This is a genomic window from Streptomyces sp. CCM_MD2014, from assembly GCF_000772045.1.
Lineage (GTDB): Bacteria > Actinomycetota > Actinomycetes > Streptomycetales > Streptomycetaceae > Streptomyces > Streptomyces salinarius.
Genome location: NZ_CP009754.1, coordinates 7,729,614 through 7,743,352 on the forward strand (window position 1 = coordinate 7,729,614; position 13,739 = coordinate 7,743,352).

General features: G+C 73.5%; 11 protein-coding genes. 7 read left to right on the forward strand and 4 right to left on the reverse strand.

Translation table 11 applies throughout. The annotated features are described in order from the left end of the window. Positions 1–531: 531 nt before the first annotated feature. The 3 genes from NI25_RS34540 (at position 532) to NI25_RS34550 (ending at position 5,298) form a co-directional block, all read left to right on the forward strand. The gene (locus NI25_RS34540; RefSeq protein WP_061446236.1) at positions 532–1,617 is read left to right on the forward strand and encodes an NAD(+)/NADH kinase; all 1,086 of its coding nucleotides are present in this window, start codon (positions 532–534) and stop codon (positions 1,615–1,617) included. A gap of 84 nt (positions 1,618–1,701) precedes the next feature. Then, a complete protein-coding gene (locus NI25_RS34545; RefSeq protein ID WP_078884800.1) occupies positions 1,702–2,403 on the forward strand; it encodes a YoaK family protein in 702 nt (233 codons plus the stop codon). Positions 2,404–2,919: 516 nt separating this feature from the next. After that, positions 2,920–5,298: an Orn/Lys/Arg decarboxylase N-terminal domain-containing protein gene (locus NI25_RS34550; RefSeq protein ID WP_061446237.1), complete on the forward strand. Its 2,379-nt coding sequence runs from the start codon at positions 2,920–2,922 to the stop codon at positions 5,296–5,298. Positions 5,299–5,494: 196 nt separating this feature from the next. Here NI25_RS34550 and NI25_RS34555 read toward each other — a convergent pair whose 3' ends face one another. Continuing rightward, a complete protein-coding gene (locus tag NI25_RS34555) occupies positions 5,495–6,520 on the reverse strand; it encodes a LacI family DNA-binding transcriptional regulator (protein ID WP_061446238.1) in 1,026 nt (341 codons plus the stop codon). 121 nt (positions 6,521–6,641) lie between these two features. On the opposite strand from NI25_RS34555, the gene NI25_RS34560 reads away from it, so the two are divergent. Together NI25_RS34560 and NI25_RS34565 are read left to right on the forward strand one after the other, a co-directional pair. Beyond that, positions 6,642–7,493: a phytanoyl-CoA dioxygenase family protein gene (locus NI25_RS34560; protein WP_061446239.1), complete on the forward strand. Its 852-nt coding sequence runs from the start codon at positions 6,642–6,644 to the stop codon at positions 7,491–7,493. After that, positions 7,486–8,907: a sugar porter family MFS transporter gene (locus tag NI25_RS34565; RefSeq protein WP_061446240.1), complete on the forward strand. Its 1,422-nt coding sequence runs from the start codon at positions 7,486–7,488 to the stop codon at positions 8,905–8,907. Before NI25_RS34560 ends, NI25_RS34565 begins: the two co-directional genes overlap by 8 nt. 374 nt (positions 8,908–9,281) lie before the next feature. Here the strand turns inward: NI25_RS34565 and NI25_RS34570 are convergent, their stop codons facing one another. Then, positions 9,282–10,415, reverse strand: a complete 1,134-nt coding sequence (locus NI25_RS34570; RefSeq protein WP_061446241.1) for an FAD-dependent oxidoreductase — start codon at positions 10,413–10,415, stop codon at positions 9,282–9,284. A 204-nt stretch (positions 10,416–10,619) separates the two neighbouring features. On the opposite strand from NI25_RS34570, the gene NI25_RS34575 reads away from it, so the two are divergent. Then, positions 10,620–11,252 (forward strand): TetR/AcrR family transcriptional regulator, encoded by a 633-nt coding sequence (locus NI25_RS34575; protein WP_061446242.1) that lies wholly within the window; start codon positions 10,620–10,622, stop codon positions 11,250–11,252. A gap of 111 nt (positions 11,253–11,363) precedes the next feature. Then, complete coding sequence (locus NI25_RS34580) at positions 11,364–11,897, forward strand: 2'-5' RNA ligase family protein (protein WP_061446243.1); 534 nt, start codon at positions 11,364–11,366, stop codon at positions 11,895–11,897. Positions 11,898–11,952: 55 nt separating this feature from the next. Here NI25_RS34580 and NI25_RS34585 read toward each other — a convergent pair whose 3' ends face one another. Both NI25_RS34585 and NI25_RS34590 read right to left on the reverse strand, forming a co-directional pair. Continuing rightward, positions 11,953–12,753 carry an SDR family NAD(P)-dependent oxidoreductase gene (locus NI25_RS34585; protein WP_061446244.1) on the reverse strand — a complete coding sequence of 267 codons (801 nt, stop codon included), beginning with the start codon at positions 12,751–12,753 and terminating at the stop codon, positions 11,953–11,955. Positions 12,754–13,100: 347 nt separating this feature from the next. Next, complete coding sequence (locus tag NI25_RS34590; protein ID WP_061446245.1) at positions 13,101–13,727, reverse strand: histidine phosphatase family protein; 627 nt, start codon at positions 13,725–13,727, stop codon at positions 13,101–13,103. Positions 13,728–13,739: the final 12 nt, after the last annotated feature.

The window sequence follows — 13,739 nt, forward strand, 5'->3', positions numbered from 1 at the left end:
CCGTAACCTCGGCGGGGAGCCGACCGTCGCACCTTCCGCTCCGCGGTCCTGCCTGCTTGGTGCACACCAAGTGTGCCTGCCCGTAGGCACATTGGTGCGGCGGATGGAGGTGGACCCGTGCGGCGGGCACGCAGCGGGCCGTGCCAGTAGCCGACCGATTGCGGTTCGAAGGAGAGCCTGTACCCCTCAGCATCAAGGGCTGTTCCTCGCCGGTGCGGGGCGTCGTCGGGCACGCACTGCGGCTCAGGTGGCGCGTCTCGACGACAGGGCGGTCCCCATCCCCCCACGAGCAGTCCGACGACCGGATGACCGGAAGGGCACTTCTTGGCCCTCGGGGGGCTCGTACGAACCTTGTCACCTGCCTCGACTCGGCATGTCGCGGCCCGCTCGCCATGACGGTCGGCGAAGATTCCGACGTCTGTAGCCGAAGAAAGAACTGGTGACGGGAACAAGCGGTCCGTGTTCGGTGCGACAACCTCGACGCGAACCGACGAACTTACCGCTCCCTTCTGAACGCGCAGGGAGGCAGATGTGGCGATTGCACGAGTCGGACTCGTGGTGCACGGCGGGCGCGAGGGTGCGAGGGAGGCGGCCCAGAAGGTCCGGGAGTGGTGCGGGGAGAACGCGGTCGGGTGCACGGACATCGATGTGTGGAGCAGCGAGGGTCGGCACAGCGCCCGAGAAGAGGTGGAGGCGGCGGGCGACCCAGACCTCATCGTCACGCTCGGCGGTGACGGCACCTTCCTGCGTGGCGCTCGGCTGGCGGCGGAAAACGACGCTCTGATCCTGGGCGTGGATTTGGGGCGGGTCGGCTTCCTGACCGAGGTTCCCCAGTCGGTTGTGCGATCCGCTCTCGACGCGGTCCGGGCCGATCACCTCGAGCCGGAGAGCCGCATGCTGCTCACTCTGCGGGCCTCCCGGACGCTGGAGATCCCACCGGAGATGGAGACGCTGCTGCGTTATGGACGCGGTCCGCTGCTGCCACCTCCGCGAGTACGTACCGACTGCGAGAGCGGCGACGAATGGGGCGTCGCCTTGAACGTGATGGCGCTCAATGATGTGGTACTGGAGAAGTTGTCGAGAGACCGGCAGATCTCTGTAGGCGTCTACGTCGCCGGCCGGCTGCTGGCCTTGTACTCCGCCGACGCGCTGTTGGTGGCCACTCCGACAGGATCCACCGCCTACAGTTTCGCCGCGGGCGGCCCCGTGGTCTCTCCCAGGGCCGAGGCGCTGGTCTTCACGGCCGTGGCCCCGCACATGACCTTCGACCGCTCCGTGGTCACCGCACCGGACGAACCCGTGGCGCTGCGCATTCTCGAGCGGTCGGGCCAGGCGGCCGTGAGCATCGACGGTCAGTTGAGGGGCGTACTCGATCCGGGTGACTGGATCGGTGTCTATGCCGCCCCTCGCCGGTTGCGCGCCGTTCGGCTGGGACCCATGGACTTCTATGGTCGGTTGCGCGAACGCATGCGTCTGACTGACGCACCGGCTGCGGCCGCCGATGGTGTTCCCGCGCCGCTGTGGCCGGTGTTCACGCCGCCGCCAGGAGACCTCGCGCACTTGGCGATGCCCGTGAACGTCGGTGACGGGTCCGGTGCACGACGGCCGATGCCTTAGTGGTCGGGTCGAGGGGCTGCCTCAACGCTGCCGGAAGGGACGGCCGTTCATGGCACGCCACCCGGGGGAGAGGCGAGGAGTGGCATGGTGAGGTGTCGCCGGGGAAACCCCGCTCATGGCCGAGAGCCCGGGTACGGCTGGGCCGCCGGCCTGCTGACCCTCTCTGCCGGCGCGGTCAACGCCTGGGGCTTTCTCGCACTGGGCGGAGCCTTCACGAGCGTCATGACCGCCAACTCGGCGATGATCGGCATCGGCCTGGGAAGTGAGGACCTTGCGCTCGGTCGGCTGGCCGGCCTCGCGGTGCTCTGTTACGTGCTGGGTGCTGCGGGCGGCAGTTGGGCGGTGGTCGGTGCTCGTCGGGCTTCGCGATCTGCGGGCATCGGCTTTCTCCTCCTCGAAGTCGTACTGCTGTGGGCTGTCGCTGTCTGGTGGCTTTCGGTGGACGGCCACCCGAGTGGCTGGGCGCGTACCGCGATGCTGGGCACCGTGTCGGCCGCTATGGGGTGTCAGAACGCGGGAGTGCGTGCGGTCCTGGGCACTCATGTGACGACCGCGTACCTGACTGGCCTGTTGACCCAGGCCGTTGTCGACGCCGTGACACTGAGGCGATTCCAGCGGCGTGCGCTGACCACGATGGGGCTGTTGATTCTCGGCGCAGCCACATTCGCGATCCTCGAGCGGCTGATGCACGGCTTCGCTCCGCTGCTTGGGCCGGTGTTCGTCACGGCTGCGTCGCTGATTCTGCATCTGGCGCCGCGAAACAGGAGGGGCGCGGCGAGCTACTGACCCCGGTTTGTCAGGGCGATCGTCCTCGACGTGCCTCGTGGGCATGGCCTGTCGGCTGTATCCCCTGGTGCATGAGGTTCCCGGATGGGGGTGGGCTGAGCGCTGCGGGGCGCCAGCGTCGGGGGACGGTACGCAGGCAGGCGGCCGGGCGGTTCGGGCAGGAGGTCGAGCCGCCGGAGGCCGCACGGCGTGCCGCTCCGAGCCCGCAGCCGGGGGAGCCGTCCGCGTCCTCGCCGTCGATCCGCCCGTCCACGTGCCGCCGGGCGCGCCGTACCCGCCCGGCACCGCCAGTGCGGTCAGCGACGTCCTCCTCGACGCCGTGAGCCTCTGGGCCGGGCCGGCGCGGAGTCCCGCCCCGCTCCGGGACGGTGGTCCGGGCACGGTGGGTGCCGCGTCAAGCGGCGGGCCGCTCATCCCCACGATGGGGTGGTTTGCCCGGCCGCGGACGCCGCCCCGCGCCCCGGGTGCCGACACTGGCACCCGGGGGTGGCGCGGGCCACCGGGGGAGGGGGAGACATGGCCGAGGGCCTGGTACTGCTGGCGGTCGAGGAGCGTCCGGAGGACGGCAGCGCCGCGGCCGGCCAGCTGGCGCGCATCGCCGAGGCGATCCGGGAGAGCGGCCTGCGCGTGCGGTGGGTCGTGAGCGCCACGGACGCCGAGGCGGTGCTGCGGACGGAAGCCGGGGTGGCCGCCGCCGTGGTCGCGTGGGACCTCCCTGCCGCGACCGGGGACGGGCCGGGCGGCGCGGCGGTGCTGCGCGGGATCGGGCGCCGCTTCCACAACCTCCCGGTGTTCCTGGTCATGGCCGGTGAGGGACTGCGCGAGCTGCCGCTGTGGGTGTCGCAGTCCGTGGTGGGCTACGTATGGCCGCTGGAGGACACCCCGGCCTTCATCGCGGGCCGGATCGCCACCGCCGCGCGCACCTACCGCGACAACCTGCTGCCGCCGTTCTTCAAGGCGCTGCGGCGCTTCGACGACGCGCACGAGTACTCGTGGCACACCCCGGCGCACTCCGGCGGTGTCGCCTTCCTCAAGTCCCCCGTGGGCCGGGCCTTCCACGACTACTTCGGGGAGCGGCTGCTGCGCAGCGACCTGTCGATCTCCGTGGAGGAGCTGGGCTCGCTCTTCGAGCACACCGGCCCGATCGGCGAGGCCGAGCGCAACGCCGCGCGGGTCTTCGGGTCCGACCGCACGTACTTCGTCCTGCACGGGGACTCCACGTGCAACAGGCTGGTCGGCCACTTCAGCGTCACCGGCGACGAGATCGCCCTGGTCGACCGCAACTGCCACAAGTCGGTCCTGCACGGCCTCGTCGTCTCCGGCGCCCGGCCGGTGTACCTCGTCCCCACCCGCAACGGCTACGGCCTCGCCGGGCCGCTGCCGCCGGCCGAGATCGCGCCGGAGTCGGTGGCCGCGCGCGGCGCCGCGAGTGTCCTCGCCCGGGACGCGGTCTCCACCCGCCCCCAGTACGCGGTGTTCACCAACTCCACGTACGACGGGCTCTGTTACGACGCCGTGGCGGCGGCCCGGGCCTTCGCCGCGAGCACCCCGCGGCTGCACTTCGACGAGGCGTGGTTCGCGTACGCCCGCTTCCACCCGCTCTACGCGGGGCGGTACGGCATGTCGGTGGACGAGGAGACCTTCCCGGGTCCCGACCGGCCGACCGTCTTCGCGACCCAGTCCACGCACAAGCTGCTGGCGGCCCTGTCGCAGGGAGCGATGGTGCACGTGAGGCCCGCGCCCCGGGCCCCGGTCGAGCACGACCGGTTCAACGAGGCGCTCATGATGCACGGGACCACCTCGCCGCTGTACCCCATGATCGCCTCCCTCGACGTGGCCACGGCCATGATGGACGGTCCGCAGGGGCGGTGGCTGATCGACGAAGCGGTGTCGGAGGCGATCCGGTTCCGCCAGGAGATGGTGCGCATCGGGCGCCGGATCGAGGCCGCCGGGGACCGGCCGCCCTGGTTCTTCGGAGTCTGGCAGCCCGACGCGGTGACCGACCCCGCCGGCGGGGAGCGGCTGCCCTTCGACGAGGCGCCGCCCGAGCTGCTGCGCACCGAGCCCTCCTGCTGGCACCTCGCACCCGGCGCCGACTGGCACGGCTTCCCGGGCCTCACCGAGGGCTACTGCATGCTCGACCCGATCAAGGTCACCCTCACCTGCCCGGGCCTCGACGCGACCGGCACGATGGGCGAACAGGGCATCCCCGCGCGCGCTCTGACCGCCTATCTGACCACGCGCGGCATCGTCGTGGAGAAGACCGACAGCTACACGGCGCTGGTGCTCTTCTCCATGGGCATCACCAAGGGCAAGTGGGGCACGCTGCTGGACGCCCTGATGGACTTCAAGGACCTCTACGACGGCGACGCCCCGCTGGAGCGCGTGCTGCCCGGTCTGGTGGCGGCCCATCCGGGACGCTACGCCGGCCGGGGCCTGCGGCACCTGTGCCAGGAGATGCACGACCACCTGCGCGAGGCGCGCCTGGTCGAGCTGCTGGACGCCGCCTTCCAGCAGCTCCCGGAGCCCGTCGTACCGCCCCAGCTGTGCTACCGGCGCCTCGTGCGCGGCGGCACGGAGCGCATTCCTCTGGCGGACGCCCCGGGCCGTGTCGCCGCGGCGATGGTCACGGTGACGCCGCCCGGCATCCCCGTCCTGATGCCGGGCGAAAGCGTGGGACGGCAGGACGGTCCCCTCCTGCGGTACCTCGGCGCCCTGGAGGCGTTCGACCGTCACTTCCCGGGATTCGGCAGCGAGACGCACGGAGTGACCCGCGCCCCCGATACGGGTCACTACCTCATCGAGTGCCTGACCCCGGACGTCCAGGCAGGGCTCACCCGCACCACGGCGCCGTCCCAGCGGCGCGGGGAGGAGAGCGCCGAAGCGAGCCGGTGAGCCCGACGGGCCGCGGCCGCTGCCCTGCCGAGCGGCGCACGCGCGCCGACGGTCGGGGAACGGACGTGAGCGCACGCGGCCGAACGCGGCCGAAACGCGGCACAGGCCGGGGGAGGGGCCGGCCGGGGGAGAGCCCCGCGGAGCCCTGCGGCCAGGACGGCGCCGTGGGTCCCGGCCGCCGACGGCGAACGGCGGATCAGTCGGCCGGAGCCCCGGGGACGGTGCTGCGTCGTACGACCAGCCGGTGCGGGATGGTGAGGTCCAGGGCGGGCACCTCGTTCTCCGGGCTGTAGATGCGGTCGGCCAGGCACTGCAGGGCGCGCTCGGCGATCTGACCCTTGTCGGGCGAGACGGTGGTCAGCGTCGGATGGCTGAAGCGGCCGTCCTCGATGTCGTCGAAGCCGACGATCGCCAGGTCCTCGGGCACCCGCAGCCCCCGTGTGTGCGCCAGATGCAGCGCACCCAGCGCCAGTTCGTCCGTGAAGGCGAAGACGGCGTCCGGTGAGGCGCCGCCGTCGAGCAGCTCGGCCATGGCCCGGGCGCCGTCCTGCCGGTGCAGGGCGGTGACCGGTCGTTCCCACTCCGGCCTCGGCGCCAGATGCGCCCGGTGCAGTGCCCTGCGGTACCCCTCGGCCCGCTGCTCGGCCGTGCCGTTGTGCAGGTGCGGCTGCAGCCCGATGGCCGCTATGCGGCGGCGGCCGAGTGCCAGCAGGTGGGTCGTGGCGTCGTCCGCGGCCGCCACGTTGTCCACGGCCACCCGGTCCGCCAGTCCCTCCGGGCTGCGCTCGCCGAGCAGCACCACGGGCAGCGGGCGCGCCGTGCTCGCCACCTCCTGAGCCTCCAGCGCCCACGGGCTGATGATCAGGCCGTCCATGGCCCGGCCGCTGTCGCCCGTCAGCAGCCGCCGCTCCGCCTCCGCGTCTCCGTGGGTCTGGTCGATCACCACCGTCCACGACCGCCGGCGGGCCGCGTCCACCAGGAGCCCGGCGAGCTCCCCGAAGTAGGGCGAATGCAGTTCCGGGATGGCCAGGCCGATCACACCCGTTCGGCCCGCCCGCAGGTTGCGGGCGGCGAGGTTGGGGCGGTACCCCAGCTCGTCGATCGCCTCCTGGACCTTCTGCCGGGTCTGTGCGGACACCCGGGCGGACCCGTTGACCACGTTCGACACGGTACGCGCGGAGACCCCGGCGCGGGCGGCTACGTCTTTCAGGCTGCTGCTCACCCGCACATCGTGGCACGAGCACCGCGAGGCCGACGAAGATCCCCGCCGACAGCTATTGCCACGTTGAATTCAACGATGCAACATGAGGCGGACGGAACCACCGCATGTGCGAGGAGGCACCATGAGTCCGCACGTTTACCCCGGCGTCTCGACGGCCGACCTGGACCTGGACGTGTCGGCCGATGTCGACGCCCTGTACACGGACGGCATCACCGCCCGCAAGGGAGCCTTCACCCCCCAGTGGGCCGACCGGCTCCGGGAGGACATAGACGCGGCCTTCCAGGAGGCCCTGGCGCGGCCCGGCGGTGCCGTCGGACGGGGGCCCCACCGCTACTACGTGGAGATCCACCCCGAGCAGCTGCGGAACTTCGTCGAGCTGGTCGACCACCCCTGGGTGCGGTCCGTCTGCACCGCCGTGCTCGGTCCGGAGTACCGCATCGTGGAGCTCGGCTTCGACGTGCCGCTGGAGGGCGCCGTCAACCAGCCCTGGCACCGCGACTTCCCGATGCCCGAGGAGACGCGGACGGAGCGGCGGCTGACCTCCCTGGCCTTCAACGTGACGGCCGTCGACACGGAGGAGGACATGGGCCCCTTCGAGATCGCGCCCGGCACGCAGTGGGACGACAGCCCCGAGTTCGGCCACGGCATGTTCCCGCCCCGCCCGCACTACCCGCGTTACGAGGAGCGGGCCGTGCGCAAGTACCCGCAGCGGGGCGACATCTCCGCGCGCACCGCGCTGACCATCCACCGCGGCACCAAGAACGACTCCGCGAAGTCCCGTCCGGTGCTGGTCCTGGGCGTCGACGGGCCGGAGGCCGACAACAGCGAGCGGCACGACACGGCCGTGACCCGCGCGTACTGGGAGGCCCTGCCGGAGCGGGTCCGGCGCCACCTCGACTGCCCCGTCGTCGACGAGCTGGAGCCGATCACCCAGAAGCACACCATCGAGGGTCTGGTCATGGGCGATGCCTGAGCTGACCGCCGGGGCCGGGACCACCGGGGTGGCGGCCGGGGACCGGGACAGGACGCCGGCCCTGGTGTACGCGGTCGCCGGCGTGTCCGCTCTCGGCGGCCTGCTCTTCGGCTACGACACCGGCATCATCTCCGGCGCGCTGCTGCACCTGCGGGACGACATGGATCTGTCCTCCCGTGAGCAGGAGATCGTCGTCAGCGTGATCCTGCTCGGCGCGATGGCCGGGGCGCTGCTCGCGGGCCGTCTGGCCGTGCGGCACGGGCGCCGCAGGGTCGTGGTCGCGGTCGCCGTGGTCTTCGCCCTCGGGGCGGCGGCAGCCGCGGCGGCCCCCGGGGTGGGCAGTCTGATCGCCGCGCGCTTCGTGCTCGGGCTGGCCGTCGGCGGTGCCTCCAACATGGTGCCGGTCTACATCGCGGAGGCCGCTCCCGCCAGGATCCGCGGCCGGCTCATGGTGCTCTTCCAGCTGATGGTCGCCTGCGGCCAGCTCATCGCCTACCTGTGCGGATGGGCGCTGTCGGGCAGCGGCGGCTGGCGCACGATGTTCGCCCTGGCGGTCCTGCCGGCCGTGGTCCTCGGCGTGGGCATGCTCTGCCTTCCCGAGAGTCCCCGCTGGCTGGTCGAGCACGACCGGCGCGACGAGGCCGCGAGGGTGCTCGCCAGGCTCCGGCCGGCCGGCGCCGACGTGCGCCGGGAGATCGAGGAGATCGCCCAGGTGGCCGCGGCGACGCCCGTGGGCGGCTGGCGCGAGCTGCGGCAGCGCTGGATGCGTCCGGCCCTGCTGATCGCGGTCGGCATCGCGGCCTTCTCCCAGCTCACCGGGATCAACGCGGTCGTCTACTACGCGCCGACGATCCTCGTCGACGCCGGGTTCGGCGACTCGGCCGCCCTGCTCACCGGCGTCGGCATCGGCGTGATGCTGGTCGTCGCGGGCGTGGTCGGCGCGATCGCCGTCGACCGGGTGGGCCGCCGGCGGACGATGCTGTGGTTCCTGCCGGGTTCGGGCATCGCCATGACGGTCATGGCCCTGGCCTTCCTCGGCCCGGAGGGATCGGCGGCACAGCGCTGGACCGTGATCGTCGCGCTGTTCGCGTACATCCTGTTCAACGGGATCGGGATCCAGGCGGTGGTCTGGCTCATCGGCCCGGAGATCGTGCCGCTGAGCGTGCGCGGCCCGGCGACCAGTCTGGCCACGGTCACGCTCTGGGGAGTCGACCTGCTGATCGCGGTGACCGCCCTGACCGCCATCCAGGCGATCGGCCGCTCCGGCACGTTCCTCGTCTACGCGCTGATGAACGTCGTGTGCATCCTCTTCGTGGCCGCGAAGGTGCCGGAGACCCGGGGGCGCTCGCTGGAGAGCATCGAGCGCGCCCTGCAGCGCGGGGGCTCCTTCCGGAAGGAGCTGGAGAGGTCCTGACCCGACGAAGGAGGTGCCACCGGGCGGGGCGGCAGCACCGCCGACCCGCCCGGTGGCGGCGCGGGCAGGCCCGCACGGCAGTGGCCCGTGCGGGCCTGCCGGCGCCTGTGGCCCTCCCACGCCTGTGGCCCTCCCACGCTGTGCGCGGGCGGGCGACCCGCCCTCACCCCGGGGGTCCAGGGCGCCGGTCCGGCGCAGCAGGGTCACGGCGTCGGCGACCGCCGGTCCGACGCACCACTCTCGTCGCCGTCTGGTCCGAGGGGCGCCGCGCCCGCGCGCTCGCCCGGTGCGTCCGCACCGCGGCCGAGGTCGCCGAGGCGCGTACTGCCGCGCGGGGACGCCTGACACGGACGGCTCCGGCCAGGCGCCGGGCCTCAACGGCCGTCGGCGGCGGCGAAGTCCGGCAGCTCGGTGGAGAGGAGGTGCTCGGCGGCGCCGTCGAGCAGCCGGGCCGTCCGCGTGGAGCGGGGAAGCATGGTCTCCTCATAGGCGCGCACGGCTCGGCCGACCGTGTCGTGGTGGGCGAGGGCGAGGGCCAGCTCGCAGGCGTCCAGCAGGGCGAGGTTGACGCCGACGCCGAGCGGGGGCATGAGGTGCGCCGCGTCGCCGAGCAGGGTGGCCGTCGGACTGTGCTCCCAGGTGTGGGGGACGGGCAGAGCGTGGATCGGGCGGTCGACGTAGGGGCCGTCGTTGTCGGTGACGAGCCGGAGCAGCCGGGGCGACCAGTGGCGGTACCGGTCCACGAGATGGGCGCGGATGCCGCGGGTGTCCCGGGGGTCGAGGCCGGCGGCGGCGATCCAGTCCGCGGGGACGCGCTGGATGACGTAGACGCGGACGTGGTCGCCGCCGTTGCGCTGCGCGAACAGCCCCCGTTCGCCGTCGGCTGCCGCAGCCCCGCCCGGGCCGACGAGTTCGGCCACTTCGGGGTGCCGGGCCGGGACGTCGTGGAACCACGCCTCGAGGAAACTCACACCGCTGTACCGGGGCGTCGCCCCGGAGAGGGCGCGCCGGACCGCGGACCAGGCGCCGTCGGCCCCGACGACGAGGTCGCAGTCGACGACGGCGCCGTTCGCGAAGCGCAACCGCCGAGGGCCGTCGGCGGGGCCGTCGACGGCGCGCAGGGCGTGGCCCCAGCGCACGGTGCCCGGGTGGAGCGAGCCGAGCAGCAGGTCGCGCAACCGGCCGCGGTCGATCTCCGGCTTGAACCGCTCGTCCCGCTCGGGAACGTGGTGGAACAGGACCGCGCCCGAGGGGTCCAGCTGCCGCATCTCCTGACCCTCGGGGCGGGAGAGCCGGAAGAAGTCGTCCAGGAGGCCGGCTTCGCGCAGGGCGATCTGGCCGTTGTCCGCGTGCAGGTCGAGGGAGCCGCCCTGGTCGCGGGTGTCGGGACCGGCGTCACGGTCGTAGACCGAGACGGTGATGCCGTGCCGCTGGAGGATGCGCGCGCAGGTCAGCCCTCCGGGGCCGGCGCCGACGACGGCGATGCGGGGTGAGGCGGTGGTGGTCACGGGTGCTCCGTTCGATCCGGGTGGGAAGTGGCGCGCGCGGCGGCCCGCCCGGGAGGGACACGGGGTGCCGACGCGCAGGGCCGTCGATGGGCGGGGGAGTCCGGAAGGCGACTGCTCCCGGCCGCGCCCAACAAAAGCACACCGGATCAATAAGTGCAACGGTGCAACTTTTGAACTCGATTAACCGTCGGGTACAGTGTCGGCATGTCCAGTACGACGACCGGCGCCGCGGCGGAGCCCTCCGCCGCACCGATGGGGCGCCGTGAACGCAAGAAGGCCGCGACGCGGCAGGCCATCGCGGACGCGGCGCTGCGCCTGTTCCTGGAGCGGGGATACGACGCGGTCGGCATCCGGGAGATCGCCGACGCCGCCGACGTCTCCACCACCACGCTGTTCAAGCACTTCCCGGTCAAGGAAGCCCTCGTATTCGACGAGGACGCCGACCAGGAGGCCCGTCTGCTCGCCGCCGTCCGCGACCGGGCCGAGGGCCGGTCCGTCCCGGGCGCGCTGCGTGACCACGCCCTGACCACCCGGCTGGTCGCCGCCGACGGCGACGCCCGCTTCGCCGCCTTCAACGAACTGGTGGCCCGCACGCCCGCACTGCGCGACTACGCCCAGACCATGTGGCTGCGCCACACCGCCGCGCTCGCCCGGGTCATCGCCGAGGAGAGCGGCCTCGCGGCGGACGACCCGGCCTGCACGGCCCTGGCCCACTTCGCCCTCGAAGCCCCCCGGGCAGCCCTCCACCACGAGCACCCCCGGCAGGCGGTCGACCGGGCCTTCGACATCCTGGAGAACGGCTGGCACACGCTCGCGCCAGCGCCACCGGCGGGGTGAGCGCCGTGCGGGGCGGCGTCACGCCGCCCCGCACGGCCCTCCCGTGCCGGTGCCCTCCCCGCGTCGACGCCCGCCGCCGGGACCGCTCCGTGCCGCCGGTAGGCTGCGGCGGTGCGCACGGTCGAACTCCTCCTGGACGAACCGACGGAGTCCTCGGTCCGGGACGCCTGGCGGCGGCTGGCGGACTCCGGACTGCCCAGCCAGGCGCGGCACCGCTCGCCGGCCAACAGCCCGCACCTCACCCTGGCCACCTGCCCGGAGCTGACGGCCCCGATCCGCTGGGCACTGGCGGAAGCGGCCGCCGACCTGCCGCTGCCGGCCCGGTTCACCGGAGTGGTCCGCTTCGAGCGGCCGACCTCCGTGCTGGCCTGGTCCCTGGACCCCGGCCCCGCGCTGGCCGGCCTGCACCGCCGGGTATGGGAGGCGGTTGCCTCGGACAGTCCGTCCGAGGCGCTCAGCCCGTTCCACCGCCCCGGGCGCTGGCGGCCGCACATCACCCTCGGCCGCACCCGACGGGCCGGCGCCTTCTCCGGCCGGCACGTCGCCGACCTGCTGCCGCCACCGCCCCTGTCGGCCAGGTTCGTGACCCTGCGCAGCTACGACACCGAGACCGAGGCCGTGGAGGAGTGGGCGCCGGGCCCCTGAACCCCCCGAGGTGCCCGGAGCCGCCCGGTGGAGGCGGGGCGCGGCCAGGGTGCCTTCACCGGCCGGGGCGGGACGCCGTACGCAGCGCCAGTTCCGCCCGTTCGAGCGAGGTCACCGGTGCGTACCGGGGCAGCCCCGGCACGCAGACCACCTCCCCGGCATCGAGGGCGGCCAGCGACGCGTCGACCACCTCGCCCACCGGGGTTCCGCCCTCCTCGTGCACCGTCGGTTCCCGCCCCGGGACCGGGTCCTCGCCGCGTGAGCGGTGGAACTCGGTGGCGGTCAGCCCCGGACACAGCACCTGGACGCGCAGGGGGGAGCCGGACAGTTCGGCCGCGAGGGTGCGGGTGAAGGTGACGACGTACCCCTTGCTGCCCGCGTACACCGCGCGCTCGGGCAGCGGACCGGGCGGGAGGGATCCGGCGAACGCGAGTTGCGAGGCCACGTTGACCAGGGTGCCCCGGCCGCGGGCCAGCATCCCCGGCACGGCGGCGCGCGCCAGCGCCGTCACGGCGAGCACGTTGACGTCGAGGACCTTCCGCAGCAGCGACGGCTCGAGGGCGGCGAACGGGCCGTAGCCGTTGATCCCGGCGTTGTTGAGCACGAAACCGATGTCCTCCCCGGCCGCCCGCCCGGCGACCCGGGCGAGGTCGTCCGGCGCCGACAGATCGGCCACCACGGTCTCCACCGTCGTGCCCGTCTCCGCGCGAAGACCGCGGGCCAGGTCGTCGAGGCGCTGCGCCCGCCTGGCGACGAGGACGGTGTCCCATCCCTCGGCCGCCAGCCGCCGCGCGTACGCGGCGCCGATCCCCGAGGAGGCACCCGTCACCAGCGCCGTGCCCTTCGCTGTGCTCACGACCGCGTCACCTCTCCGTGCGGCACGCCCGTGCCGGCGCGGCCCCGGACGGTGCGGGCGTGCCGGCCCGATGCCGCGCTCTTCGGACGGCGGCACCACGGGGGCGGGGCGAACAGCCCCCTGCACATGTAACGCGCGTGGCCGGTGTGCCGCAAATCAACTCGTACGCGAAATCAACTCGTACGCGCTCCGTCCCGCGCGGCGGCCCTCCCTCCGGTCCGGCGGCCGGCCGGGCCACGGAGGAGCGGCCGGGGTCACGGCAGCAGGCGACGGCGGGTCGCGGCGGCGACCGCCGCCGCCCGGGTGCGCACGCGCCGCGCAGTCACCGCCCCGGCCCGGCCGCCGCGTCAGACGTGCAGCTCGGGCGGGAATCCCGTCCACCGCAGCTCGGCGGGCAGGTGCCGCATGTCGTTGGAGACGAGGACGGAGGCAGCCCGGCCGGGGGCGTAGCGGATGACGGTGAGCGCCGCGTTGCCGTGGTTGAGGCCCAGCCACCGCCACTTCGGCGCGTCCAGGGCGTCCCGGACCAGCCAGGCGATGAGGAAGTTGTGGGTGACGACCAGCTCGTGCCGGTCCTCCGTGCCCTCCGTCACCGGACCGGTGAACCGGCGCAGCGCCCGGCGGGCGAGTTCCGTGCCGTGCCGCCGCTCCTCGTCGGTGACACCGGCGAGGAAGCGGAGGAAGTGGTCCGCCGAGTCGGGCGGAAGTTCGGCCCGTTCCGGCACGTGCGGGACGTAGTCGTCGGCGGTGTCCGCGACGCGTGGCGTGACGCCGGTCAGTTCGTCGGCGATCAGGCGCGCGGTCTGCCGCGCCCGCGGCAGGGGACCGTGGTGGAAGGAGGTGAGCGGGACGTTACTCAGCCGCCTGCCGAGCAGGGTTGCCTGCCGCCGGCCGGCGTCCGTCAGTGCGGTCTCGTCCGGTGACGCCTCGCCGTGCCGGGCGAGGTAGAGGTAGCGGGTGGCGGTGCCGGTCATCGCGGACTCCTC